At 36.5% G+C, this 24,918-nt stretch carries 25 protein-coding genes and 1 tRNA gene; 15 read left to right on the top strand and 11 right to left on the bottom strand.

Going from position 1 to position 24,918, the window contains the following annotated elements; genetic code table 11:
- Nucleotides 1–10: 10 nt before the first annotated feature.
- From INT04_RS06870 to INT04_RS06860, 3 genes are all read right to left on the bottom strand, one after another.
- Nucleotides 11–2,596, bottom strand: coding sequence for a fimbria/pilus outer membrane usher protein (locus INT04_RS06870; RefSeq protein ID WP_193015409.1), 2,586 nt, complete (start codon nucleotides 2,594–2,596; stop codon nucleotides 11–13).
- A 20-nt stretch (nucleotides 2,597–2,616) separates the two neighbouring features.
- Nucleotides 2,617–3,294 (bottom strand): molecular chaperone, encoded by a 678-nt coding sequence (locus INT04_RS06865; protein ID WP_193015408.1) that lies wholly within the window; start codon nucleotides 3,292–3,294, stop codon nucleotides 2,617–2,619.
- Nucleotides 3,295–3,362: 68 nt separating this feature from the next.
- Nucleotides 3,363–3,908, bottom strand: a complete 546-nt coding sequence (locus INT04_RS06860) for a fimbrial protein (RefSeq protein WP_193015407.1) — start codon at nucleotides 3,906–3,908, stop codon at nucleotides 3,363–3,365.
- 602 nt (nucleotides 3,909–4,510) lie between these two features.
- On the opposite strand from INT04_RS06860, the gene INT04_RS06855 reads away from it, so the two are divergent.
- The 6 genes from INT04_RS06855 to INT04_RS06830 all read left to right on the top strand — a co-directional run bounded on the left by INT04_RS06855 (nucleotide 4,511) and on the right by INT04_RS06830 (nucleotide 8,092).
- Nucleotides 4,511–4,951, top strand: coding sequence for a hypothetical protein (locus INT04_RS06855; RefSeq protein ID WP_193015406.1), 441 nt, complete (start codon nucleotides 4,511–4,513; stop codon nucleotides 4,949–4,951).
- 111 nt (nucleotides 4,952–5,062) lie between these two features.
- Entirely contained in the window at nucleotides 5,063–5,353 is a 291-nt protein-coding gene (locus INT04_RS06850; protein ID WP_193015405.1) for a VF530 family DNA-binding protein, read from the top strand.
- A 147-nt stretch (nucleotides 5,354–5,500) separates the two neighbouring features.
- Nucleotides 5,501–6,277, top strand: coding sequence for a class I SAM-dependent methyltransferase (locus tag INT04_RS06845; RefSeq protein ID WP_193015404.1), 777 nt, complete (start codon nucleotides 5,501–5,503; stop codon nucleotides 6,275–6,277).
- Between the two features lie 85 nt (nucleotides 6,278–6,362).
- Nucleotides 6,363–7,010 carry an ArsR/SmtB family transcription factor gene (locus INT04_RS06840; RefSeq protein ID WP_193015403.1) on the top strand — a complete coding sequence of 216 codons (648 nt, stop codon included), beginning with the start codon at nucleotides 6,363–6,365 and terminating at the stop codon, nucleotides 7,008–7,010.
- Nucleotides 7,011–7,250: 240 nt separating this feature from the next.
- Entirely contained in the window at nucleotides 7,251–7,577 is a 327-nt protein-coding gene (trxA, locus tag INT04_RS06835; RefSeq protein WP_193015402.1) for a thioredoxin, read from the top strand.
- Nucleotides 7,578–7,609: 32 nt separating this feature from the next.
- The gene (locus INT04_RS06830; RefSeq protein WP_193015401.1) at nucleotides 7,610–8,092 is read left to right on the top strand and encodes a DUF2938 domain-containing protein; all 483 of its coding nucleotides are present in this window, start codon (nucleotides 7,610–7,612) and stop codon (nucleotides 8,090–8,092) included.
- Between the two features lie 65 nt (nucleotides 8,093–8,157).
- On the opposite strand, the gene INT04_RS06825 is transcribed toward INT04_RS06830, so the two are convergent.
- Nucleotides 8,158–9,324 (bottom strand): XylR family transcriptional regulator, encoded by a 1,167-nt coding sequence (locus tag INT04_RS06825; protein WP_193015400.1) that lies wholly within the window; start codon nucleotides 9,322–9,324, stop codon nucleotides 8,158–8,160.
- Nucleotides 9,325–9,511: 187 nt separating this feature from the next.
- On the opposite strand from INT04_RS06825, the gene INT04_RS19320 reads away from it, so the two are divergent.
- From INT04_RS19320 to INT04_RS06805, 5 genes are all read left to right on the top strand, one after another.
- Nucleotides 9,512–10,681 (top strand): MalY/PatB family protein, encoded by a 1,170-nt coding sequence (locus tag INT04_RS19320; protein WP_226894010.1) that lies wholly within the window; start codon nucleotides 9,512–9,514, stop codon nucleotides 10,679–10,681.
- A 6-nt stretch (nucleotides 10,682–10,687) separates the two neighbouring features.
- Nucleotides 10,688–12,163, top strand: a complete 1,476-nt coding sequence (nhaC, locus tag INT04_RS19315; RefSeq protein ID WP_088495624.1) for a Na+/H+ antiporter NhaC — start codon at nucleotides 10,688–10,690, stop codon at nucleotides 12,161–12,163.
- A 10-nt stretch (nucleotides 12,164–12,173) separates the two neighbouring features.
- The gene (gene xylA / locus INT04_RS06815) at nucleotides 12,174–13,490 is read left to right on the top strand and encodes a xylose isomerase (protein WP_193015399.1); all 1,317 of its coding nucleotides are present in this window, start codon (nucleotides 12,174–12,176) and stop codon (nucleotides 13,488–13,490) included.
- A gap of 72 nt (nucleotides 13,491–13,562) precedes the next feature.
- The gene (gene xylB, locus INT04_RS06810) at nucleotides 13,563–15,017 is read left to right on the top strand and encodes a xylulokinase (protein ID WP_193015398.1); all 1,455 of its coding nucleotides are present in this window, start codon (nucleotides 13,563–13,565) and stop codon (nucleotides 15,015–15,017) included.
- A gap of 163 nt (nucleotides 15,018–15,180) precedes the next feature.
- Nucleotides 15,181–15,399 (top strand): hypothetical protein, encoded by a 219-nt coding sequence (locus INT04_RS06805; protein ID WP_193015397.1) that lies wholly within the window; start codon nucleotides 15,181–15,183, stop codon nucleotides 15,397–15,399.
- A 44-nt stretch (nucleotides 15,400–15,443) separates the two neighbouring features.
- Here INT04_RS06805 and INT04_RS06800 read toward each other — a convergent pair whose 3' ends face one another.
- The 3 genes from INT04_RS06800 to yegD all read right to left on the bottom strand — a co-directional run bounded on the left by INT04_RS06800 (nucleotide 15,444) and on the right by yegD (nucleotide 18,397).
- The gene (locus INT04_RS06800; RefSeq protein WP_193015396.1) at nucleotides 15,444–15,707 is read right to left on the bottom strand and encodes a DUF3811 domain-containing protein; all 264 of its coding nucleotides are present in this window, start codon (nucleotides 15,705–15,707) and stop codon (nucleotides 15,444–15,446) included.
- 171 nt (nucleotides 15,708–15,878) lie between these two features.
- On the bottom strand, nucleotides 15,879–16,904 hold the full coding sequence (locus INT04_RS06795) for a threonine aldolase family protein (RefSeq protein WP_193015395.1): 1,026 nt from the start codon (nucleotides 16,902–16,904) through the stop codon (nucleotides 15,879–15,881).
- A 140-nt stretch (nucleotides 16,905–17,044) separates the two neighbouring features.
- Nucleotides 17,045–18,397, bottom strand: coding sequence for a molecular chaperone (yegD, locus tag INT04_RS06790; protein ID WP_193015394.1), 1,353 nt, complete (start codon nucleotides 18,395–18,397; stop codon nucleotides 17,045–17,047).
- A 181-nt stretch (nucleotides 18,398–18,578) separates the two neighbouring features.
- Here yegD and INT04_RS06785 point away from each other — a divergent pair, with 181 nt between their 5' ends.
- A complete protein-coding gene (locus INT04_RS06785; protein ID WP_193015393.1) occupies nucleotides 18,579–19,055 on the top strand; it encodes a hypothetical protein in 477 nt (158 codons plus the stop codon).
- On the opposite strand, the gene INT04_RS06780 is transcribed toward INT04_RS06785, so the two are convergent.
- Entirely contained in the window at nucleotides 19,056–19,979 is a 924-nt protein-coding gene (locus INT04_RS06780) for a LysR family transcriptional regulator (protein ID WP_193015392.1), read from the bottom strand.
- Between the two features lie 98 nt (nucleotides 19,980–20,077).
- On the opposite strand from INT04_RS06780, the gene INT04_RS06775 reads away from it, so the two are divergent.
- Both INT04_RS06775 and INT04_RS06770 read left to right on the top strand, forming a co-directional pair.
- Nucleotides 20,078–20,533, top strand: coding sequence for a DMT family transporter (locus INT04_RS06775; RefSeq protein ID WP_193015391.1), 456 nt, complete (start codon nucleotides 20,078–20,080; stop codon nucleotides 20,531–20,533).
- Between the two features lie 3 nt (nucleotides 20,534–20,536).
- Nucleotides 20,537–20,968 (top strand): DMT family transporter, encoded by a 432-nt coding sequence (locus INT04_RS06770; RefSeq protein ID WP_193015390.1) that lies wholly within the window; start codon nucleotides 20,537–20,539, stop codon nucleotides 20,966–20,968.
- A 33-nt stretch (nucleotides 20,969–21,001) separates the two neighbouring features.
- Here INT04_RS06770 and INT04_RS06765 read toward each other — a convergent pair whose 3' ends face one another.
- The 3 genes from INT04_RS06765 to INT04_RS06755 all read right to left on the bottom strand — a co-directional run bounded on the left by INT04_RS06765 (nucleotide 21,002) and on the right by INT04_RS06755 (nucleotide 23,997).
- A complete protein-coding gene (locus tag INT04_RS06765) occupies nucleotides 21,002–21,415 on the bottom strand; it encodes a DUF6122 family protein (protein WP_193015389.1) in 414 nt (137 codons plus the stop codon).
- A 110-nt stretch (nucleotides 21,416–21,525) separates the two neighbouring features.
- Nucleotides 21,526–23,838 carry a hypothetical protein gene (locus INT04_RS06760; protein ID WP_193015388.1) on the bottom strand — a complete coding sequence of 771 codons (2,313 nt, stop codon included), beginning with the start codon at nucleotides 23,836–23,838 and terminating at the stop codon, nucleotides 21,526–21,528.
- Between the two features lie 87 nt (nucleotides 23,839–23,925).
- Nucleotides 23,926–23,997: transfer RNA gene (locus INT04_RS06755), tRNA-Arg, on the bottom strand.
- A 144-nt stretch (nucleotides 23,998–24,141) separates the two neighbouring features.
- Here INT04_RS06755 and INT04_RS06750 point away from each other — a divergent pair.
- A complete protein-coding gene (locus INT04_RS06750) occupies nucleotides 24,142–24,825 on the top strand; it encodes a DUF6304 family protein (RefSeq protein WP_193015387.1) in 684 nt (227 codons plus the stop codon).
- The last annotated feature ends 93 nt before the right edge of the window (nucleotides 24,826–24,918 follow it).

Genomic DNA, 24,918 nt, shown 5'->3' with positions numbered 1-24,918 from the left:
TCCTAATTAATTAACGACAATCAACCGTTAAGGTTGGCAAATGCTGTTTTAATTGCTCTGCCGTTAAATGATAATTTGCAGTGCATTGGTCTTGTGTATTTTTACCCCATAACACAGTTACTCGCCCTTTTTCAGGCATTCCGCTAAGATAAACATCGCCATTTTCATCTGCAATTCCTGTGCTCATCTCAAGTTCATTTGTTTGAGCTAATTGCGCTAATGCACCAAATGGGACTGGTTTACTGTTGTGAATGACGGTAAATAACACGCGATAGCCAACATGTGTTTTATAATCGGCTAACATTGCAGCGCCTTTTGTCGGGATCAGCGTGACAGTGTTATTTTTCAATTCAACATTATCTGGCAATGTGCTGATATCTAACGAAATTTCATTTTTAGAATAGGCGTTTAAATAAGGCACTATGGCATAGCCTCGCCAATCAGTGGATACCCCTGTTCGATTTTGGATATTCACATTTTTTGCATCAGGCGCTCTAACAATAGCGAATGAGTCATAAATAGGTTGTGACAGCGTCACACCGTAAGGGTGAGCAACGACCGCACCGGTTAGGCCATAATTGGTGCGTTGTGAGTGTTTGTCATAACCATACCCAACATTAGCCACACCATAGCTACCACGATAAGAGCCTGAAGCATTACCGCTGGCATTGTTTTCTTTATTGCCATAAGACTGCTGAACAGAATAATTTAAATTATTGTTCTCAAGTAAGCTGCCGCTAATCCCTGCCATCATATCGGTATTCCCGTTATTATCTGTTGTTACACTGCTGTTTAATGACGTGTAACTCCCTGTTACGTTATCCAGTGGAATAGAAACAGAGAAGGCAAAATGGTTATCTGATTTACGCTGATTAGGTGTACTTGAATAGCTATAATTTAAATTATAAGAAACTCCGCCCATATTATTGCTATAACCAGAGCTTATTGAGCGCTCTTTACCTGAGCGATTCCAATAATCTTGCTGATAGGTTGAAAAATAAACACTGCCATAGTCGTTTAAAGATTGGCTCAAGGTTATCTGAATGCGATTCTTTTTATTATCGTGATACATTTCATCACCATAACGATTATTGGCTTCTGTAAAGCTGTAATACCCTTCTGTAGAATAACGATAATTGGCTAAGGTAACAGACGTCCCTGTTGCCATCATATTTTTAGAATATTGAAAACGGTAAGATTGCCCACTGTTTGAAGCCTCTTTGCCGGCTAATTTCTGGGTGTTAGCATGTGTTATATCAGTTGAAAAAGCGCCTAAATTCCCTAAATTAACACCAACCCCTGCAACATAAGATTGGTAATCTTTTGAAAGCAATGCACCTGTGTAGCCGGTAACACCTTTAGGTAAGCCATAAATAGCAGTACCTTGTGCAAATTCAGGCTCATTCGCCTCATTTGCGTTAGATTTAAATTTACCTCCCGTTAAAGAGTATTTGAATTGGCCTTCACGCTGCATAATGGCAATAGAGGAAAATGGCACAATAAAAGAGCGTTCAGTACCATCAGCTTCTTTAATGATGACCGTTAAATCACCGCTAGTCCCAGTTGAGTAGAGATCATCAATCTCAAAAGCACCGGGTGCTACATAAGCTTGATAAATCACATAATTATTCTGTTTTACAGTGATTTCGGCATTACTTTGAGCAATACCACGGATAACAGGAGCAAACCCACGCATTGAGCTTGGCAACATGGCTTCATCACTTTGTAATTGCACACCACGAAACTGGAAGCTATCAAATACATCACTTGGTGTAGAGGTATCACCAATAATTAACTGTGATTTTAAGCTATTAATTCCTCGCTCTAAGCTGGTTTCAATGCTTTTCCACTCTCTACCTGTCGAATTTTCACTAAAGGTTGAGTAATTTTTTAAACGCCAAGGGCCTAAATTAGCACTACTGCGAAAGTTAACATAATGAGTATTGGTATCCTGACCACCCGTACGACTCCAATTATTTGAGCCGCTATAATAGTAATTTAATACTAATGCGGGTAATCCATTCTCCCATTTACTGCTTGGAATTGTGCCCGGTGCTATCTTTTCCATCGCAATTTGTGGGATAGAAATATTTAATTTTTGTTGGTTGAGCTCTAATACTGTCTTTGCATCATTAATATAATGGCTAATATCAGTAATTTCTTGTGTTGGCGCTAATGAAGTCAGTGTTGGTATAGCGTCTACTTTCACCCCCCAATCACTTAAATCTTCTTTTGTTAACACAGGAATTAATTGTCCCGTTGTTTCATCAGTAATAAAGGTAATATCTTGTGAATCAACAATATTATTATTAATGAAAATATCAACACGATATTTTCCTGCTAATTGTCCACCGGGTTTAGAAAACTGCTCAAGGCTTTCTATATCTGCAATATTTTGGCCATCAATAACACTTAATGAATTAGGGCTAAAATAATCTGTCGCGATAGCATAATTCGCTGTTGCTCCAACCACAATAACTGTCGCAATTGCTTGAGATATTTTTTTTAATCGAAATGTAAATAATCCATTATGCAAAGAAATAATGTATTTATTACAATTGTTTTGTGATTTCTTGTGATTTGTAATAAGGCGCATAATGAACAATTTTCCAATGATTATTTTAGTGTCTGTGTTTTCTTATCTGTGATTGAACCGTGATCGTTAACTGCACTCCAAGTCACTTGATTAGCTTGAATACCCGAGATATTCCAAGAAGCCTCACCCATTGGCGGTACCATTCCTGGGTTATCTAATTCTTTATTACCCACAGTTAATTGACCGAAAGAAACATAATAAGGTGTAGAGTTTTTGGCTTTTAAATTATTACCTTGTTTTTCAAATGTTAATGTTTCATAGGCAATAGCCGCATCTGATTTAGATAAATTTGCTGGTCTGTAAATAAGCTTAATTTTATTATTAATAGAAATCGTTAGGTTATTAACCGCGTTAGGATCTGTTGGTGGAATAGATTTCACATTTAACCAATAAACAGATTCTTTATTTGTCGGTAATCTTGGGTCGGTTAATACAATACGTATTGCATTTGCTGATTCAGCTTCTATTCTAAAAAGTGGTGGTGTAACTGAAAATGGTGGTTTAGCTGAATCATTGTTATCAAAATTCTCAATCCATGATTGAACTAAGTAAGGTGTTTTTTCATTATTTCTAACGGAAATTGTAGCCTCTTTTTTTTCACCTTCATAAATAACACGTGTGCCTCCTAATACAACGCTCGCATTTGCATTAATAGAAACCACACTTAAAAGTGATAAGGCAATAATAGATTTTTTCATTAATATAATTCCTTTGAGAAAAAAGAGGGAACCTACGTTCCCCTTTGACGTAAATATGGGGTAATTCATTACTGATTATATTGAATTGTCACAGTAACATCGGCATTTGCATTTCCTGGTGATACTTCTTCCGCAGTTGTTACATAACGCGCGTAATATGTTTTTTCACCTTGATTGCCTTTTAATGTAATACCTTCAGCTTCTGTATTTGGTGTGAAATACGTTTCACTGTTAGGGTCACCTAAAAGACCGATACCTACACCTTTAGCATCGCTCACTTTATATAAGCTTGGGTTATCACCGTTTTCACTACCTTCAAACGTCACTCGTGCTTTACCAAGGGTTGCTGGGCAACCGCTTAAGCCAATAGTGAATGGTGTTGCTTCTGTTTTTTCACCGACGGATGTAAAGGTATTGGTTAACCAAGTGCCTAGCTGAACAGTGCCTTCATTTTGATTTTGGTTATTAGTTTCAACGGTACAAGTTGAATCAATAAATTGACCTTTAAAATGAATAATACCTGTTGTATTACCATCGGTAGGTGCGGCATTTGCAATACCAGAGAATGAAACTGCAATAATAGATGTGATTAAAAGTGTTTTAGAAAATTTCATAATATTCCTCATTAAATTAAATAATACTTATTTATTTGGTCAGCAATATTTTTAAGGATTAGATATTAAATATTTGCCGGTTTGTTTAACTTGGAAAAATTATATTTACTTTTTCTTATGGGATCTACATTGCAATACCCTTTCTGAAATTTGATTTAATTCGGAATATTAAATTTTAATTAATCGTTTGTGTATTTGGTTTTGCAGTTATTTATCTTTATTTGTCTACTTTATCAGAGTTAAATTCTGAAAAACGGTAGTTTTAAAGTGGTGAGTATAATGTTCGAAATTGTAACGTAAAATTTCACACGACATAAAATATTACGTTTTCTTAGGAATTATCTCTATTTTATATAAATAATATAAATGTTTGATCGTGGATAGGATTAAATTCATTTATTACGTATAAATCATTATTTTGTATGAAAAATCAATTAATAACCTGCATTACAGATTAGTTTATTTAAATAAAGTGATAGTAAATAGAATGTATGTTATTCATTATGACTAAAGGCTTAAAGGGATTGATAGAGATACAAACACAAACATTAGACAGCATGGCCATAATGGAATGATAAAAATTAAAAATGAGGAAAAATATCATGAAAAAACAATATAAAAAGATGGTCACTTATTTTTCGTTTTTATTGGTTGTTTTAGTATTGGGTACATATTATTGGCTTAAACTCCCTTATTCTTTTTCTTATCAACGTCAACTAGCTACTGATTTTATTAATAATATCAATAATGAAGAGTATGAGCAGGCATTTAGTCTGACACAACGAAACATGTATACAGGGAGAACGTTAGAAGAGTTTAAAGTTAAAACGATGAGAGAAATACCCGCTTCGGGGTATCAATTTGCTTATAGTTTTCCAAAACAAACAAATGGGAACCGCCTACGCCGCTGGTTTAATGGCACAGATGTGGAAATGCAGGATGTGAACATTGAATTTAAAGGCCCTACTGATCTTCGGATCACGCTAAGGCATACTGACGATGACAAATGGAAAATCTTTTATATTACAAGCCATGCGGGATAACAACGCATCATCTTTATTTTATTCAGCCCATTTTATTGCCACTCTCACTACTTTCTTGTACTCTGCACCGCTTCTTACCTTTGAAATTAATAAAACGTATTTGAGAAAATCATGACAGGACATATTTCTAAAGATCCGCTACATGGCGTCACTCTTGAAATGCAGGTAAATGCGTTGGTAGCCAAATATGGTTGGACTAAATTAAGTCAGCTTATAAAAATCAACTGCTTTAAAAGTGACCCTAGCGTAAAATCAAGTTTGAAATTTTTGCGCAGAACCCCTTGGGCACGCGCTGAAGTGGAAGCGCTCTACCTTGATTCTCTTGAAGCTGATATTGATGATGTGATTGAAGTTATCGACCACCCAGATTGTGATCCTTGGGCGAATAGCCGTAAAAAATAATTATCTAATTGATAATTAAAGATCCATTTTTAAAATATAGCACCGCATTTTTGGCACCATCTATAATGCTCTCTAAAATTCTATTGATTTATACTTATTCTTATTTTTAGTAAGTCACTCTAAATAGGTAAATAGGAGAGCATCAATATGGCTATCGATTTTCATGATGAAAAAAATAAAAACACTTATGCCACTCGTGATGTTGCTGATGAATGGAAAGATAATATTTCCGATTTTGTGAATGTACAAAATAAAGCCGTTGCAGATATCGGTTGTGGTGGAGGAATTTATAGTCGAGCTTGGGCTTCATTAGGTGCTGAAAAAGTTATAGGTATTGATTTTTCAGAGCATATGGTGAAAACTGCTATCGATAAATCAGCTGATTACCCGCAATTATTTTTTCATCAAGGAAGCGCTGAAAAGACAGGCCTCCTTTCCTCAAGTATTGATCTTGTTTTTGAACGTGCGCTTATTCACCATTTTAAAAATTACGATCAGAATTTTGCAGAAGTTTATCGTGTATTAAAGAAAGACGGTTTATTTTTTATTCAAGATAGAACAATAGAAGATGTTTTTTTGCCTAGTAGCCAACATCATTTACGAGGTTTTTTCTTTGAATGTTTTCCTAAACTAATTGATATTGAAGCCAAACGACGCCCTACTCAACAACAAGTTGAAGAGGCATTGCAACGAAATGGATTTACATTAATTTCTTCACAGCTATTTTGTGAAACAAGGCAAGTTTATCAAAGTGTCGATTCACTAACACAAGAGATCATAGCAAGAACGGGACGTTCAATTTTGCATGAATTAACTGACGACGAAATAACCATTTTAGTGAATACAATACACACTCATTTATCTGATTTACCTCAAATTGTTGAACAAGATTATTGGCATATCTGGATAGCAAAAAAAAGTTAAACTTCGCTATTTATTTCGTTATCTATTAAGATTACATAATAACAAATATTCAATTAATCAATAGAGTAATGTTGAGAATTTAAATATGTCTATTAAATCGTATCTTGACGAGCAACAACTTATTGAATGTGCCGAGCTTGGACGTGCATTAAGTAGTCCTCATCGGATTAATATGATCCAATATCTTTCACAACAAGAATTCTCTGTTGAAAATTTAGCTCAACTCATTGAATTAAGTGTTGCGAATACCTCTCAGCATTTACAGCAATTAAAGCGAGCGGGCTTAGTTGAAAGCCGTCGAGAGGGAAAAATGATCTTTTATCGTCTTACCTCTGGGCCTGTGTTAAATATTTTGTCGGCATTAAAACTACAAGCGGATTATGCAAGACGAGAATTCAGCCAGTTAATTAATCAGCAAACTGTTTCTGACGATAAATTAGCGCCTATTGAATACGATGAACTCATTGATGGAATGAAAAATAAACGCATTACGCTTATCGATGTTCGTCCGCATGAAGAATATAAAAAAGACCACCTTCCTGGTGCAATGAATATCCCTATTGAAGAGTTAGAGTATCATTTGGCACAATTCCCCAAAGATAGAGAAATTGTTGCTTATTGCCGTGGCGCCTACTGCTTCTTATCTAAGAATGCAGTGATAACCCTTAATTTAAAGGGCTTTCAAGCTCGTTATTTTAAAGAAGGTATTACCAGTAAATTAAGTAAAGATTAAAATACATACCAAATAAAGTGACTGACTATCAATATGTTAGCCACTTTAACCTCATTCTTATCTTAAATTTTTCTTTTAAATAACAGTTTTTCTATTTAATTCAATTGATTAGCTTTTATTCTTATTAATTCATTAGTTACATATATCAAAACAAACATTCAATTGTTTTATTGAATGTTTGAGCGATAAGGTTTAGGATCCTGTTTATCCAAAAATGATCACGTAAACCATGAGGCTTTTATGAGTACAGTCATTGCGTTAAATGCTAAGAATTTTGATACAGCAATTAATCAAAAAGATCTTTGTGTCGTAAGGTTTTGGGCTCCTTGGTGTGCCCCTTGTCGTATGGTTGCCCCTATATTTAACCAACTTTCTATTGATATGAAAGATAACGCGACTTTTGCAGAAGTAAATATTGATGATAGCCAATCCATTGCCGGAAAATATGCTATCCGTAGTATTCCTACGACAGTCATTTATAAAGAAGGTCTTCCAATAGACACTCTTGTTGGTGCAACATCGTTATCTTATTTTAAAGAGTTTGTGCTTAAGCACTTAGAAGACTAAATTATTAATTCAATAATAGAAGGAAGCACATTATGTCTATGATAATACTCGCTGTTATTTTAGGAATTGGTGCAACTATTATTATGGATTTATGGGCTGTGCTTTTAACACGATTTAAAATACAAACCTTAAATTTATCAATGATAGGTCGTTGGGTTGGTCATCTTTTTAAAGGCCAATATTTTCACCACCCTATTACAAAAAGCGCACCGATAAAGAATGAAACTGCGTTAGGTTGGTTATCTCATTACGGGATTGGTATCGGTTTTGCACTTATTTTCTTAGGCTATATGGGAGAAAGTTGGTTAACTACTCCTACTTTTTGGCCAGCTTATTTCTGGGGTGTGATAACCACTATAGCGCCTTATTTTATTATGCAGCCCGGGTTAGGTGCTGGCGTAATGGCAAGCAAAACCCCTTTTCCTAATAAAGCACGATTACTGAGTTTGTTATCGCATAGCGCCTATGGTGTTGGGATTTATATTACAGGGCTAGTAGTCAGTTATTTTATGTGATTGTAAAAATAGCGCTTCTTATCTGAGTAAGAAGCGTTTTTATTTCGTTATTATTTTTTACTTAATCACTCATCCCTAAACTCTTTCGGCGTCATACCAAATTCTTTTTTAAAGATAGAGTAAAAATATTGCAATGACGGATAGCCACACATCACGGATATTTCTTGGATTGCAAGTGTTGTGGTGGCTAATAAATTTTGAGCACGCTTGAGTTTCTCTTCATAAATAACAGTGTGAATTGTCTTGCCAATTTCCTTTTTAAACCGTTGTTCTAAATTAGAACGCGACATATTAACCGCATCTAACACTTGCTCTGTTTTTATCCCTTTACAGGCATTGTAATAAATATAATGCATAGCTTGAACAACGGTAGGATCGTTAAATGAGTGAAAATCGGTTGAGCGACGCTCTACGATTTTAACAGGGGGAACCAATATTCTTTGCTGCTTATCGTTGGAATGGCCATCTAATGTTTGATGTAATAGCTTTGCGGCTAAATACCCCATTTGTCGTGAACCTTGTACAACCGAAGACAAGGCAATACGAGATAAATAACGTGTCATATCTTCATCATCAATTCCGATAATGCTTATTTCTTCAGGCACATTAATATTTAAATTATCGCAAACTTGCAGTAAATGACGCGCTCTTGCATCGGTGACAGCAATAATCCCTGTTTGTGGTGGTAACGTTTGTATCCAATCAGATAAACGGTTTTGTGCGTGTTGCCAATTTTCCTGTGTAATATCCATGCCGTTGTACACAATACCCGGATATTTTTCACTGGTGACTAATTGACGAAAAGCATGCTCTCGTTCGTTAGACCAATGAGGATGATCTTTCGCAGGTAAACCATAAAAAGCAAAGTGTTTAAGCCCTTTCTGTTTTAAATGCAAAAAGGCTTGTTGAACCAATTCATAATTATCAGTAGCGATATACGGAACGGGTGGATAATTTTCTTCTTGATGATAAGAACCGCCTACACCAATAACAGCAAGGGGTAATTGGCTTAAATGTTTAGCAATAATGGGATCATCAAAGTCAGCAATAATCCCGTCACAAACCCAGTGATGAATATTATCGAGTCGAGTACGAAAATCTTCTTCAATAAATACATCCCAGTGGCACTGCGAGGCCTGAAGATATTCTCCAACACCTTCAACAACTTGTCGGTCATACACTTTATTTGCATTAAATAACAATACAATACGGAAGTATTTATCTTTTTTCATTTTCGCTTACCTATTTCCCCTATTTGGCATTAAACCATAGCTTTAATTTTGTAAGAACTTGCTTTCATCGCTATGTGATAACTATCACACAAGCCAAATTTCGTAATAGCAAAGTAAAAAATAGGAATAACCAATGTTAATAACAACGGGTATTTTGTTTTAAACCACATTGCCGAGGAGATTTCTCATGTATCAGAATAACTTTAATAAATTAATTTCTAGGCAAAATACCTATAGCGCAAAATGGTGCAATAGTAACGCGAATGTTATTCCATTATCGGTTGCTGATATGGAAATTGCTGCGCCTGATTTTATTACAAATAAACTGGCTGAATTTAATCACTTGGGAATTTACGGCTATACCGACCTTAGCCATGATTGGAATAACGTTGCTGCTAATTGGTTTAAAACCCAATATCAGTGGGTTGTTGCCCCTGAGACAATTGTATTTTGTCCGCGTGTTATACAAGCCGTTTCACTTTATATTCAGAATTTTACGCAACTAGGCGATAAAGTCACAACGCTGTCACCGGCTTATCATCCTATTAGTAATGCGGTTTGTGTAAATAACCGCGAATTATTAGAAAGCCCGCTACTTTATCGTGACGGCTATTATGAGATTGATTTCGATGACTTAGAAAGCAAGTTTAAACAGTCTGTCTGCTTTATTTTGCTATCACCACATAATCCAACAGGAACGGTATGGCAAAAAAGTGATCTATTAAAAATAGCGGAACTTGCACAAAAATATCAGGTTTTTATTATTTCTGATGATGTGCATGCGGATTTTATTTTTGATGACGCAACTTATCACCCTATTTCATCAGTAAATACTTATGTAGAGCAACACTCTTTTATTTGTACTTCTCCCGCTAAAACCTTCAATTTAGCCGGTCTTGAAGTTGCCAATATTGTGATTGCTAACCCTGAATATCGTGAAAAATTCAAGCAATGCTTAATTGCTGCGGGTATTCATAATCCTGGTTATTTTTCAGTTCCCGCTTTTTTACAAGCTTATACCTTACAAGGCCAACAATGGGTTGGCGAATTAAAAACGTACCTTGCTGATAACCGCCGTTGGGTAAAAGAACAGTGTGAACGTTATTTTCCTGACTGGGTTATCACTCAAAGTCATGGCACCTACATGCTATGGATTAATTACCAAAAAATGCAGTTATCTGAAGAACAACTAAAACATTGGTTTGTTTCATTAGCCGAAGTGGAAATGAGTTGGGGGCGTGGTTTTGGTGCGGTTGGGGATGGTTTTTTCCGCATGAATATCGCGACACCTCGTTCAATATTAGAAACCGTTTTCACTCGGCTTATTCGTACCTTACCTCACGCCAGTTTGGAATAAATTACAATGAAAACGCAAACGATAAACAGCCCGAGAACACCGACATTGCTCGAATCACTCTTTCCGATATTTACCATGGTGGTGCTATTAGGAGGAGGCTACGCTGCTTTTGATTTACCACCAGAACCTTTAATGGTGCTTTCGACCGTTGTGGCTGCACTGTTAGTGAAACGATTAGGATATCGCTATGACGAGATCTTAACGGCAATCTCACAAAAAATTGCTAAAACTATGCCAGCATTGCTGATTTTAATCAGTGTGGGCTTATTAATAGGTACATGGATGATTGGTGGCACCATTCCGCTGATGATCTATTACGGCTTAAAAATGATCAGCCCAGAGATGCTATATGTTACAGCATTATTGGTGACATCATTAGTGTCGGTCTGCACAGGGACTTCATGGGGTTCTGCAGGAACCATTGGTGTTGCCTTTATGGGGGTTGCAGTTGGTATGGATGCAAATCTTGCGGCAACTGCCGGTGCAGTGGTTGCTGGCGCCTATTTTGGTGACAAACTTTCACCATTATCAGGTGATACCAACCTAGCTGCAATGGCTGCGAGGATTGACCTCTACCAGCATATTTGGCACTTACTTTACACCACACTGCCTTCGCTAATTTTAACCGCGATTGTTATGACAGTTTATGGTATGAACGGGGATTTAGCAGGCCAAGGTGTACCAGAAAAAGTGACATTAATTACCAATGGTCTTGAGAGTGTTTATAACTTCAATCTTATTCTTCTCATTCCTGTATTAGTGATTTTATATGGTTCAGTTACGAAGAAGCCGACTATCCCAGTGATGTTAGCTTCTGCCGCTATCGCGATGTTTAACGCTTATCTTATTCAAGGCTTTGGTTTACATGACATCGTGAAAAGTGCAGTTGATGGCTTTAATGTCTCGATGATCCAAGGAAAAGAAGTACCTGAATTATTAGGTAACTTATTAAATCGTGGTGGCATGAACTCGATGATGAGCACCCTGCTTATCTGTTTCTGCGCCCTCTCTTTTGCCGGTACTTTATCATTAAGTGGCGCATTAGAAGTGATTGTCCATGCACTGTTAAAAATGGTGCACTCAACGGGATCGATGATCTTAGCCACAATTGCGTGCGGATTAACCATGATTGGTGTGACCTGTAATGGCCAAATCTCCATTCTTATTCCTATCGAAATGTTACGCGGTGCCTATATCGAACGCGGCTTACACCCTAAAAACTTAGCGCGTACCGTAGAAGACTCCGCCACTATTTTTGAACCTATTTTACCGTGGACTGCCGCAGGCGCTTATATGGCGGGTACGTTAGGTGTTGCAACCTTAAGTTACTTACCTTGGGCCGTATTGTGCTGGAGTGGCATCTTCTTTGCCATGTTGTGGGGATTCACGGGCTTTGGCATTGCCAAATTAACGCCAGAAGAGCAGGAAGAGATGACTGCTGAGCTTGAATCACATTCAGAATTACAACTTGATACTAAATAAGGACGGTTCCATGTCTTACTTTGATAAAATTGAACAAATTCAATATGAAGGCACTGCAAGTGATAACCCATTAGCCTTTCGTTACTATAATCCAGATGAGATTATTTTAGGTAAACGAATGGAAGATCACCTAAGATTTGCCGCTTGCTACTGGCATAACTTCTGCTGGAATGGTTCTGATATGTTCGGTATTGGGACTTTTGATAGACCGTGGCAAACACCGGGTGAAGCATTAGCGCAAGCAAAACGTAAAGCAGATGTGGCTTTTGAATTCTTTCATAAGCTCAATGTTCCTTTCTACTGTTTTCATGATGTTGATGTAATTTCTGAAGGTAATAGCATTAATGAATACATTTCTAACATGGCGGCGATCACCGACGTATTAGCAAAAAAACAAGAAGAAACTAACGTTAAGTTATTATGGGGAACTGCAAATTGCTTCACTAATCCTCGTTATGGTGCGGGCGCAGCAACAAACCCTGATCCTGACGTTTTTGCATGGGCCGCAACACAAGTATGTGAAGCGATGAAAGCGACAAAAGCTTTGGGCGGTGAAAACTATGTATTATGGGGCGGACGTGAAGGCTATGAAACCCTGCTGAATACTGATTTACGCCAAGAAAGAGAGCAAATTGGCCGCTTTATGCAGATGGTGGTCGAGCACAAACACAAAATTGGTTTCCAAGGCACATTATTGATTGAGCCAAAACCTCAAGAGCCAACAAAACATCAGTATGATTATGATACTGCGACAGTTTATGGTTTCTTAAAACAGTTTGGTCTTGAAAAAGAAGTGAAAGTAAACATTGAAGCCAACCACGCAACATTAGCAGGACATAGTTTCCATCATGAAATTGCGACCGCCATTGCGTTAGGTATTTTAGGCTCAGTTGATGCTAACCGTGGTGATCCGCAATTAGGTTGGGATACAGACCAATTCCCAAATAGTGTAGAAGAAAATGCACTCGTGATGTATGAAATTCTTAAATCAGGTGGCTTTACTACAGGTGGATTAAACTTTGATGCTAAAGTTCGTCGCCAAAGCAATGATAAATATGACCTATTCTACGGACATATTTCAGGCATGGATACGATGGCAATGGCATTACGCATTGCAGCAAGAATGATCCAAGATGGTGGTCTTGATAAATTCACGGCACAGCGTTATTCAGGCTGGAGTGCGGAGTTTGGTCAAAATATCTTACAAGGTAAATTAAGCCTTGAAGAGGTGGCGAAATATGCGCAAAGCAATACCTTAGCACCACAATTACAAAGTGGACGCCAAGAAATGCTAGAAAGTTTAGTGAATCGCTATATTTTTGGTTAATGGCATAAATGTAATAGCACAGCGGGTTTTCCGCTGTGTTTATTAATTAGATATAGGTCATGAGGTAACTTCATGTATTTAGGGCTCGATTTAGGTACTTCAAGCGTTAAAGCGATCATCATGAATGAGCAAGGCGATGTTGTTGCCAGTCATTCTGTTTCTTTAGCAATATCACGCCCTCATCCTCAATGGTCAGAACAAGATCCACTGCAATGGTGGCAAGCAACGGAAGAAGCTATTCTCCAGCTTGGGCGCAGTTACCCGATGGATCAAATCGAAGCGATTGGACTCAGCGGACAAATGCATGGTGCCGTTTTGCTTGATGGCCAACAAGCGGTTCTACGTCCTGCAATTTTATGGAACGATGGCCGTAGTTTTAAACAGTGTCAGGCGCTTGAGGCGCAATATCCTCAGTTTAAAAAAATGACGGGTAACTTAGTTATGCCCGGTTTTACTGCACCAAAACTACAGTGGGTTGCTGAATATGAACCTGATATTTTTCAACGTATTGCGCATGTTTTATTACCAAAAGATTTTTTACGTTGGAAAATGAGCGGTAATTTTGCCAGTGATATGTCAGATTCAGCAGGCACGCTTTGGCTAGATATGCAAAAGCGGGATTGGAGTGATGAGCTTTTAAATGCAACAGGATTAACTCGCCGCCAGATGCCAACCTTGTTTGAAGGTAATCAAATAACGGGCTATCTATTAGCTGATGTGGCTAAAAAATGGCACATGAAACAAGTGCCTATTATTGCTGGTGGTGGTGATAATGCAGCAGGTGCAATAGGTGTCGGCGTTTATCAACCTGGTCAAGCCATGCTCTCTTTAGGGACTTCGGGGGTTTATTTTGTTGTTAGCGAGAAATTTCTTCAAAACAGTGACAATGCAGTACACAGTTTCTGCCATGCATTACCCAATACTTGGCATTTAATGTCTGTGATGCTAAGTGCAGCATCATGCCTTGATTGGGTGTGTCAATTAACCGGAATTGAGAGTGTCGGTGCGATGTTTAAAGAAGTTGAACATGCCACTTTTGCGGATAGTCCTCTTCTGTTTTTGCCTTATCTTTCCGGCGAGCGGACGCCTTATAACAACCCTAATGCGAAAGGTGTATTTTGGGGGTTAACCCATGAACACCAACGTGCTGACTTATGCCAAGCGGTTCTTGAAGGCGTGAGTTTTGCGTTACGGCAAGGGATTGAAGTGGCTGAGAATGCAGGTCAATTAGCTAATAACATTACGCTAATTGGGGGCGGTGCCAGAAGTGAGTATTGGCGACAACTTCTTGCTGATATTACAGGAAAAAACCTCGATTATCGTCAAGGTGGCGATGTTGGCCCTGCACTTGGTGCAGCAAGACTTGCACAATTAGCAGTAAATCCTACTCATTTATCACAGGTTATTCTTTCTCAACCCAAACTCGAAAAATGCCATATTTCCAATTTAGATAAACATAAAACATACGAAAAAAAATATCATGCCTTTAAAAAGCTATATTCATTAATTGATACAATGGAAATATAGCAATATTGCGTCAATATCAGGATTGTTTATTCAGACCACTCATTAATGAGTGGTTTGCCATTTAGTATTAAATAGAAGAACTAAAAAAGGTCACTTTAAAAAAGAGTGCCCAACACCAGATGGAAATTTAAATTGGTGTATTAAATTTTGGATCAATGCGAATGTGTTTGAGCGAAACCAAGATAGATATACCATCACCACAGAAAAAAAATTATCTAAACCTATCGCAATTTCCCTTTTTAATTTAAAAGGCACACCGAAAACGAATGCTGGTAATCTTATCGGTAATACGATAGGAACACCAATATTACTTGTTGGTGATGTTTTGCTTGCACCATTAGGGCTTTTAATTGGTGTGGCTGTTCAAGGGGCTGGAAATTAATAGCTTAGCCCTGATAAATAAATATATCAGGGCTAATTAAAGGATTAACGATACCCGCTACGATGGTTTTTGGCTGACCAACTAAAGGTTTCATTGCTTGGGGATAATTTCTGCTTTTTCTTGAGGGCTTGCGCTTTTTTTGTGGCTTTTTCAACTTCGAGGGAGATTTCGGTAATAATAGAATCTTTGGTTCTGTTCATTTCTGCGTTAGTTAATTCACGTCCAAACTTCTTTTTCTCTTGAGCTATTCGGGTTCTTACTCGCATTTGTTGGGCGTCTGTCATTTCTTGGAGTGTCAGTTTCTTCATTCTATTACCCTACCTATGTTGAGTGAGGAGCCATTAATATAACATTATTCAGGCACCTCACCATTACTATATTTTTAAATTAGGATAATTAATTGCTTATTGTATTGAAAATGCATTACGCCTGAATAAGAGCGTAATGCATAAAATAAGCAATAAATTTAAATGGAGAAATTAAACTAACTGAAGAAATGCCAGTTTAAACTCATCAATATCTTGTTGTGTTGTTGCCCAAGAGGTACACAGACGTAAACAACTCAAATTTGGATCTTCAAGTGAAACACGATGAAAAACAAATTGTTGAGTTAATTTTTCCGCAATGGTATTGGGTAAAATCACAAAGACTTGGTTAGATTCTGGTGGTGCTAAAAACTCAAAACCTTGTGCGGTAAAGAATGCCGTTAATTGTGATGCCATATCATTAAGATGTTTACCTAATTTAAAATAGAGATCATCTTGAAATAAGGCTTCAAATTGCGCGCCTAATAACCAGCCTTTAGCCTGTAAACCCCCTTTCTGTTTTAAGCTAAAACGAAAGTCAGTTTTTAATGTAGGGTGACAAATCACTAATGTTTCTGCTGACATTGCGCCAATTTTAGTACCACCAATATAGAAAGCATCGGTTAAGTTGGCGATATCTTCAATCGTAAGATCACTTTGCTCAGACATTAATCCGGTCGCTAAACGAGCTCCATCAAGGTATAGCCACAGATTATGTTTATGACAGAAATCATGGAGTGCTTGTAACTCTGCTTTACGATAGACCGTACCAATTTCGGTCGCATTTGTAATATAAACAAGCTTAGGTTGTACCCAATGTTCATCATTATGTTCAGCAATAATAGGCGTTAATAATGCTGGTGTTAATTTACCATCAGGCGAAAACGTGGTGATCACTTTATGCCCTGTTGCTTCAATAGCGCCAGTTTCATGTGTTGCAACATGCCCTGTACTGACAGAAATTACGGCTTGGTGTGGGCGTAAAAAGTGAGAAATAGCGGTTAAGTTAGTGATAGTACCACCATTAAAAAAGTGGATATCAGCATCGGGTTGAGCAATACGCTGTTTTATTAATTGTGCAGCTTGATGACAACGTGTATCCATACCATAACCATCATAGCGTTGCCCCACTGTATCAGTGATTGCCTTCATGACCGCAGGATGTGCAATTTCATTATAATCATTTTGGAAGCGGTACATGTGTTCTCCTGTCGAATAATGTATTTTTACTGTGTTTTATAAATAAAAACGCCCTACATCTAATCAATACACTGATTAAATGTAAAGCGCTTTAATATATTGAAAAAGTAAGTTATTTAAAACCGATTATTTAATGTTAGCTATTTAAAGCAGACTTCGCCCCAGCGAGCTAATCCCGCAGTAACAGAGCCAAAATCATTCCCTTTCACAATAGGAATATTAGGTAATTGCTGCTCTATTGCTTGGCATAAAATTGGTGAACGTGCTGAGCCTCCAGTCATAAAGATCGCGTCAGGTTTTATTCCCCCTTGTTGCACCGCATCATTGACCAATTCAATCATTTTGCTTTTAGGGGATTCAATTGATTCGACCATCTGCTCACGTTCAATGGTGCATTCTAAGGTCTCACTTAATAAGGCAATATTAGCAATATATTCAGGAGAATCTGATAAAGCAATTTTCGCCTCTTCAGCACGACGAACAATACTATAACCCAACGTTTCATTATACACTTCGATAAGGCGTGCTATTTTTTCGGGTTCTTTTGCATCTCGTCTAAGCTGATTTAGTACCGCAAGGTTTGGACGAGAATAAAAATCTTTTTGCGCTTCAACGTTATTAATCGCAATGGGATCCCAGAATTGTTTCAACGGTAATTTAATCCCTGAAGAGGTTAACCCTGTCATACCAAATAAAGGCATAAGCTGTTTAAAGGCAAGATAAATATCCAGATCATTACCACCAACACGTTGTCCACTATGAGCTAATAAGGTATTAGAGCGATCTGTTCTACCTTGGTAACTTGGGCCCATTTGAATTAATGAGCAGTCCGTTGTACCACCGCCAATATCAACAACCAGCACAGTTTGATCTTGAGTTAACGTTGATTCATATTCAAGGCCAGCCGCTACGGGTTCAAATTCAAACATAATATTCTTAAAGCCAGCTCTTTTAGCTGCACGGATAAGAATACTTTCTGCCTGTTTATTTGAAGCGTCGCCACCTAACCCATTAAAGTTAATCGGTTTGCCAATAACGGTATCTGTAATCGCTTCTTGTGTGCTTTTTTCTGCTTGGTGCTTAATATTTGCCATCATGGCGCAAACTAAATCTTCAAAGAAGCTAATTTGTATCTCATGCAGACCCGAAGCCCCTAAAAAAGATTTAGGTGATTTAACGTAATAGACATCGCGGGGATCACGAAGATATAAACTCAGTGCAGATTGCCCGAAAAGAATATCTTCAGGGACTAATTCAATATCTTCTTCCCGATTAAAAGCAATCGACTTTCTTAGTAATTGTTCGCCAACATTACTAGACGGTTTAATATTTAAATGGCGAAATAAGTGTTCAGAAACAGATTCGCGGGTTGGCGCACAAAGGGTTGATGGAATATACACATCATTCCCCTCTAAAGGCAAAAGAGTGGGTTTCCCCTCTTTCATCATTGCGACAGAACAATTCGATGTTCCGTAGTCAAAGCCAATAAACATTCAGCCTCCCCCAATAGATTTCATTAAAAAAAGACTGAGCACTCTACATCAAGCTTTTTGGAATTACCACTAGATTATAGTGGTAAAAAGCACATTTATTCCCTATTTAATTCAATATATAAAGGAAAAATTGGTAAGATAAGTACGCAAATTTATTAGATATTTTTTAATGGGAAAATAAATGAATACAATTCACTTATGTATAGTGGGAATTTCAGGTTATGAAGGCCCTGATTTTATTTTAGGCGCTTTTGACAACGAAGATGCGGCTGAAAAAGCAAAAATGGCATTTATTAAAGACAATCAAAGCGAAGACAATCAAGTTAAAGTATTGGTTGAAAAAGACAGATGGATAGACGTCGAAGATGTAAAATTAGCCAGTTTTAGCTGTGATATCTCTCTTGCTGATTTTTATTATATTGTTTCACGTTTTAGTGAAGGGTTTGGTCAGATCTATCGTGATATTGAAGCTATAATTGGTAATTATGAAGATGCACTCACTAAATTAGAACAACTTGAAAAAGAGTATGATGAATCTGATCCCTCATTCCCTGAATATTTTGCAATTGAAAAATTACAAACAAATCAAATTAAGGCTCAAACAGTCACGCAGTGGTTAGCCGATGATTTTTTTGGCGATGATAACCGTCTACTGTGATTATGCTCTTTCGATGTTGCGTTGATAGTCGCTATTTACACCGAATTGCTCTTTTAAGAAATCTACAAATAGCGTTATCTTACGAGGAAGATTTTTCTTGTCAGGATAAACTGCATAAATAAAGTGCTCAGGTAAATTAAAGTGCGTCAATATAGGGATAAGCTTTTTATCTGTGTTTGGTAAAGCAGTTTGAGTAATAAAATGAGGGAGTAAGGCGATACCGATACCCTGTAAAACGGCTTGTAATAATGCTTCACTGTTATTGGCGCGATAGCCACCTTTCGGGATATGGCTATATTTTTTACCTTTTTGATAAAAAATCCACTCCATGCCAGCTTGATATAATGAATATGATAAACAATTGTGACTTTTCAGCTCAGAAACCTGCATAGGTTCGCCATATTTATCAAGATATTCTGAAGAGGCGTAAAGCTGACTATAACAAGGCGATAATTGACGCGCAATTAATGAGGAGTCAGGTAATTCTCCAATTCTAATCGCAAGATCATACCCTTCTGCAACTAAGTCTGTCACTTTATCATCAAATAAAAGTTGTACCTCAAGCTCTGGGTATTTTTGCATAAACAAAGGCATTATTTTTGCAAGGTGTAACGTACCAAATGACATGGGGGCGGAAATTTTAATAATCCCTTTTGCTTTATCGCTAAATTGCGAAACAGCCTCTTCTGCCATTATTGCTAATTTATAAGACTCCCGAATATAGCCAATATAAACAATGCCTTCTTCCGTTAAACTGACACTTCTTGTTGTTCTGTGAAATAGGCGTACTCCTAACTTCTCTTCTACTCCTTGAATTGCTTTGCTTACTGCTGATTTTGTCATATTTACTGTTTTGGCCGCTTTGGTAATACTTAAATGCTCAGCCACAGCAAGCAAGATGGGAAAGACGTTCATATCATTCATATTGTCAACCTAAAGTAAACAGTGTGTTTTCTTGCCAGTGCTATCGAAAAGGAATATTTTAAGCCCACACAAAAAATGATTTATATAGACTTAATATTATGAATAACAAGTATATTCTCTCTCTTGTTGCGGTCTCTTCTGGCATTTTACTGTCATTAATGATTATGAGTAATAGTTACTTAGCCAGTTTTACAACGCCATTAACCGCATCATGGATAACTCACGGTATAGGAACTCTTTTCTCTTTAATTATATACATTTTATATTTAAGAAAGAATCAACTGACCAAGAAAAATAAAAACAAGATAAAAATTCTCTGGTATTTGGGCGGTATTCCTGGGGCATTTACGGTTTTATTAGCTGCAATTACAGTAAATAGCCCATTATCGCTTTCTGGCAGTATTATTTTAATGATAACAGGGCAAATACTCTTTAGCGTCGTTGTTGATGCAATGGGATGGTTTGGGGTTGAAAAAAGAAAAATCTCCCTGCGCGATTTATTTATGTGCCTTTTACTTATTTCTGGTAGTGCATTATTAATTATAGGTAGATAACGAATGAGTATTTTTATTTTCATTGCATTATTTAATGGTGTTTGTATTGTAACCAGCCGTACTTTAAATGGTCAATTGGCACAAAACAGTAATGCATTTTATAGCTCTTTAATCAATCACTTAGTTGGTTTTATATTTTTAACTATCTTCGTTTTATGGATAAAAGATTACCACACTATTGAGTTATCCACGATCCCGTTAATTGCCTTTACCGGTGGTATTATTGGTGCGTTCTTTGTTGTGATTAATAGCTATGTTTTACCTTTATTAGGGGTCATGTTAACGTCGGTTTTAGCGATTTGTGGACAAATGATTTCAAGTCTTGTTATTGACATATTAAGTGGTGTTGAAAGCAATAATTTACTCTTACAAATAATTGGTGTACTACTAATCATTGGTGGTGTTTTAATCAAATTTACTAAGCAATCCAAATAAATTTAATGAAAAATAAGGGAGATTTAAGCTTCCTTATTTTAGAATAAAAACGTCATTATTAAAATCAGGCACAAAGTTAGTTTTATTGCAACTCATCACTATTGTTATATCGGATTTTAACCCACCTAAATAACAATCAACAGAATCAGTAAATAAATGGAATAAACACCCTACCGCAATGGCTTTTAATTTCCAAGAGGGTAAAAACCATAAACCTAGATAAACCAAGGCTGCCCAAACAGTATGTAATGGATGAAAGCCTACGCTACAACGGTTGGGATCAAAAATAGGTGTTGCTAATAAATGGTCAATATCAATGGCCATTGTTCCTATCATAAGAAGTGAGGCTACCTTCCAGTTCTTACGCCAGAAAAGATAGCCTAATAAAATTGGCGCCAAGAAGTGCAAACTGTAATGTAAAAGTGTTCTAATAATTTCGAATATCACCTAAGCCTCTAAACTAATTAAGTTAATCTGATTTAGTGCTATTGTGGCATAAGAATAAATAGGCAAAAAAGAGCCATTCAGCCTATTTAATTGTTATGCCTATCTTAATTTTATTCGCGAATCTCTTCGCCATTAGCTTTTAAAATAGACTTCATCATCCAATGTTTTTCAGACCAACCATAAAAAATAAGATGTGATGCTTTATCATCATAATTATAGTCATTTGGCGTATTTATTACGGTCATTAACCCATTCCAAATTGGCATAAATAGTGTTTTGAAATATTGAGATTGGGTATCGATATAATTTTCTGCCCATAAGATAAATTGTTGCAGTTCTTCTTGGGATAAATAAGAAAGGTAAAAAACACATTGTCGCCATGTGTAAGCCGCATTTTTTATTGTGATTAATGATGCGTGATAACCACGATATGGAGCCTGTAAATAGCGTTTGATGACTTGCAGGCATTGTTTACACATATCAAGTAAGAATGGTTGTAATTTATCAGCAAGACCAAGATTATTAAAAATAGTATTAAGATTATGGGTTGTTAATACGTAAGATTGCTCAAGTAATCCCCCATTTATTGCTGGAGAATAAGAGCCAAACTTTTCATTTGTCCTATTTTCACACCATTTTAAAATGACACGAGATGCAGCATAAGGGTCACCTCCTTTTACATTCACAGACGATAAAGCAGAGAGCAACTCATGTTTTAATAGTAAATAATCAATGCGATAATATTGTGAATACAAGCTGTAAGGTAACACTGAATCCGCATTTTTTACTAAAATATTAGCGATTTTCTTACTAAACATTCCCATAAAAATATCTGCCGCAATCTCTTCACTCCATCTAATGTTTGGGTCTATTTCAGATGTCAGTGAATTTAATTCTTGTAATAAAGGATTAGGTAATTGCGTATGTGGAAAATAACGAAAGTTTAATAACAGAAACTCATTTAATACTTCTGTAAAAATAGTTTTGTTGGAAATCTGTTTTGTACGAAACTTATCAATAATCGCAACCCACGGAAGCTCTTCTAATTGTACTTGATGTTGTAAATCTAATAGTAATAAAGAGCGGCGTTGTTTAAATGCTCGATAGTTTTTTTCGTAAAGATGGCGTAATGGAATATCTAACAGATTATTAGCACGTAAACCCGCTGTAATTTGAGGAATAATATTGCTTAGAGCTTCTGAAGATGTGATTAACTTTTGCTCAATAAGTTGGCTTGCTGTAGTATTAAAACTACGCATTGTCTTATACGTAATTATACTTGGTATGGGATGATTTTTTGTTAAGTTAAATTGTTTTGCTTCACTTTCAGAAATCGCTTCTGTGGCAATCTCTTTATCATCAAAGCCATTATTAATATCTAAGCTGTCGAGTCGATTTAAAATGACTCGACTTAATGTGTAATGTAATGGTGCTTGCACATCATCTTGTTTTATTTTTTGTTTTTTGTCGCTTTTTTCTGAATTTGGCTCGCCATATTTCTCGATATGACGTTGTAATAAAACACGAATATGTTGTGCTTGATGAAGTTCTAATTCATTTTTCTCAAGCGATAATTGCTCAATAGCAATACGCAATTTTGCAAAGTCGCCTTTATTTTTTATAGGGTTATTGCAAAGGAAATATTGTTTACGTAGTTGGAAATACTCAGCAAGAAGATCTTTTGCCGATTGTCTCCATAAAGGTGTAATTGTATAACTTGATGACTTATCAACAATCTCTGAAAGTAACGCTACCATTTTCACTTTAAAAGGATGCCAAATAGTCACGGCTTCTTGTTGAGCTAATACACGTTTGTTTGGTTTTATTCTTTTAAGATCGTAAATTGTCATATCAAGCTCTTGCACCCTTACTGTACTGCTAGAAATAACAGGCTGTTCGACAATATGAGGGTAAAATCTTAATACTGAAAACCAAGGCGAAACTATATCAAGCAAGTCTCTTGCATAAGCTTGCGCTTTATTTCTGATCAACCATGCAACAGTGAGCAAAACGCTCTCTTCAGGAACGGTAATAAGATAGTTTTCATTATCTAAACATTTATTAAGAACATTCATTCCTTCATCAGTTAAATAGTAGCTATTTAACGCTAATCGCTGATTTTCAGGCGAGGTTTTTATTTGCAGTTTATCTAATAGGTGCTGCTCTTCAGGTGTTATTTCTCCACCCGCTAACCAATTACCTGTCGCGAATCCACCTTTTATAACTTCAAGCGTGATCCATGCGGGGGTATTTTCGAATGGTGTTCGGCTACCATAATTGGCTTGTCCTTGCAGTATTTGGTGTAAGACGGCTTCCCATTGTTGAACTTTGTTGTTATTTATCTCGGGTTGGCTTAGCGTTTTAGCCAATTGTGATTGTGCGTAAGAAAGTCCAACAGGTAATAGGTTTTGTTTATCAGCCATGATATTCACCAAATAAAGAGAGGTATTCGAGATGGTTTTTGATTGCTTTGAAAGGAGTCAAGCAATAGGAATTATGATTAATGAGGGATCCAGAAGCAGGAGTTGAACCTGCGCCCTTTCGGTCCGAAGCCAAATGCTCTGCCACTGAGCTATTCTGGAATACGTTGTGATTATAAGTGATAAACAAAAAATATCACCTTAATTGTACTCATGGTTATTAAAAAAGTGAAAAATACACACCTAAATAAAACAATATGATGATAGTATCTGCGGAATATGTAACGGTTTTATAAAGGATTAAAAATGAAACCACAGATACAGTCAAATTTATCAGGATTCTCACTGCCTTTTTATTTTTGTGACAGTAAAGGAGCTGAAGCTGGAACATTAATGACAGATGGGCATTCATTACAGTTTATCTTAAGAGATGTTCTATTTAATGGATCATCATTTAACTTACTTTCATTTCCTGAAATTAAGAAAGAAAAAGTGATTAAATTATTTGATATAGATGAATTTGATACTGTACAAGGTGTTTTTAGTATTGAATATCCAATAACAATAATGGAGGCAGGAATAGAGACAATTGCACCTATTATTTTGCAATTTGATTATACAGACGATAGAAATGATATCTCTTATTTATTTAATTATCATGGTGTTAGCTATAAATCTGAGGGGTTGTTTTCTTTTGTTGAAAATGCGCTTATTGATTTACGACAACGATTACCTAATCGTTGTCAAATTAATTGTTGTTTATCTTGCAAATATTCAAGCTACCACCCCGTAGGTAATAATGATTTTGGTGATTTAGCTTGTTTTAAATATGCCAAAAATGCCCTTTCACACGTTAAGGATAAATATGCATTATTAGATATATGGGATAATACATATCAAGAAAATCAACGTTCTCAGGTACAAGAAACGTTTATTTGTTCTGAGTTCATTCATTCTAGTGAGGAAGATTGGTTATATAAGTGCTATTAATCTTATATAAATATTGTTGTGTTCTTCTCTAGATTAAAATCTCATTAAAATAAATATCCTACCTTAACCTGAATTTAAGGAATTGGAATTCCT

The organism is Proteus sp. FME41 (assembly GCF_014897315.1).
Classification (GTDB): Bacteria; Pseudomonadota; Gammaproteobacteria; order Enterobacterales; family Enterobacteriaceae; genus Proteus.
The sequence above is the reverse complement of the archived record's forward strand: the minus strand, read 5'-3'. Positions and strand labels throughout refer to the sequence as shown.

What these genes read in the sequence shown, in the direction of transcription:
- INT04_RS06865 (WP_193015408.1), bottom strand. Translation starts at nt 3,294, where the DNA reads ATGAAAAAATCTATTATTGCCTTATCACTTTTAAGTGTGGTTTCTATT.
- xylB (WP_193015398.1), top strand. Translation starts at nt 13,563, where the DNA reads ATGTATTTAGGGCTCGATTTAGGTACTTCAAGCGTTAAAGCGATCATC.
- INT04_RS06760 (WP_193015388.1), bottom strand. Translation starts at nt 23,838, where the DNA reads ATGGCTGATAAACAAAACCTATTACCTGTTGGACTTTCTTACGCACAA.
- INT04_RS06855 (WP_193015406.1), top strand. Translation starts at nt 4,511, where the DNA reads ATGAAAAAACAATATAAAAAGATGGTCACTTATTTTTCGTTTTTATTG.
- INT04_RS06845 (WP_193015404.1), top strand. Translation starts at nt 5,501, where the DNA reads ATGGCTATCGATTTTCATGATGAAAAAAATAAAAACACTTATGCCACT.
- trxA (WP_193015402.1), top strand. Translation starts at nt 7,251, where the DNA reads ATGAGTACAGTCATTGCGTTAAATGCTAAGAATTTTGATACAGCAATT.
- INT04_RS06770 (WP_193015390.1), top strand. Translation starts at nt 20,537, where the DNA reads ATGAGTATTTTTATTTTCATTGCATTATTTAATGGTGTTTGTATTGTA.
- INT04_RS19320 (WP_226894010.1), top strand. Translation starts at nt 9,512, where the DNA reads ATGTATCAGAATAACTTTAATAAATTAATTTCTAGGCAAAATACCTAT.
- xylA (WP_193015399.1), top strand. Translation starts at nt 12,174, where the DNA reads ATGTCTTACTTTGATAAAATTGAACAAATTCAATATGAAGGCACTGCA.
- INT04_RS06785 (WP_193015393.1), top strand. Translation starts at nt 18,579, where the DNA reads ATGAATACAATTCACTTATGTATAGTGGGAATTTCAGGTTATGAAGGC.
- yegD (WP_193015394.1), bottom strand. Translation starts at nt 18,397, where the DNA reads ATGTTTATTGGCTTTGACTACGGAACATCGAATTGTTCTGTCGCAATG.
- INT04_RS06870 (WP_193015409.1), bottom strand. Translation starts at nt 2,596, where the DNA reads ATGCGCCTTATTACAAATCACAAGAAATCACAAAACAATTGTAATAAA.
- INT04_RS06750 (WP_193015387.1), top strand. Translation starts at nt 24,142, where the DNA reads ATGAAACCACAGATACAGTCAAATTTATCAGGATTCTCACTGCCTTTT.
- INT04_RS06795 (WP_193015395.1), bottom strand. Translation starts at nt 16,904, where the DNA reads ATGTACCGCTTCCAAAATGATTATAATGAAATTGCACATCCTGCGGTC.
- INT04_RS06830 (WP_193015401.1), top strand. Translation starts at nt 7,610, where the DNA reads ATGTCTATGATAATACTCGCTGTTATTTTAGGAATTGGTGCAACTATT.
- INT04_RS06800 (WP_193015396.1), bottom strand. Translation starts at nt 15,707, where the DNA reads ATGAAGAAACTGACACTCCAAGAAATGACAGACGCCCAACAAATGCGA.
- INT04_RS06775 (WP_193015391.1), top strand. Translation starts at nt 20,078, where the DNA reads ATGAATAACAAGTATATTCTCTCTCTTGTTGCGGTCTCTTCTGGCATT.
- INT04_RS06825 (WP_193015400.1), bottom strand. Translation starts at nt 9,324, where the DNA reads ATGAAAAAAGATAAATACTTCCGTATTGTATTGTTATTTAATGCAAAT.
- nhaC (WP_088495624.1), top strand. Translation starts at nt 10,688, where the DNA reads ATGAAAACGCAAACGATAAACAGCCCGAGAACACCGACATTGCTCGAA.
- INT04_RS06850 (WP_193015405.1), top strand. Translation starts at nt 5,063, where the DNA reads ATGACAGGACATATTTCTAAAGATCCGCTACATGGCGTCACTCTTGAA.
- INT04_RS06840 (WP_193015403.1), top strand. Translation starts at nt 6,363, where the DNA reads ATGTCTATTAAATCGTATCTTGACGAGCAACAACTTATTGAATGTGCC.
- INT04_RS06860 (WP_193015407.1), bottom strand. Translation starts at nt 3,908, where the DNA reads ATGAAATTTTCTAAAACACTTTTAATCACATCTATTATTGCAGTTTCA.
- INT04_RS06780 (WP_193015392.1), bottom strand. Translation starts at nt 19,979, where the DNA reads ATGAATGATATGAACGTCTTTCCCATCTTGCTTGCTGTGGCTGAGCAT.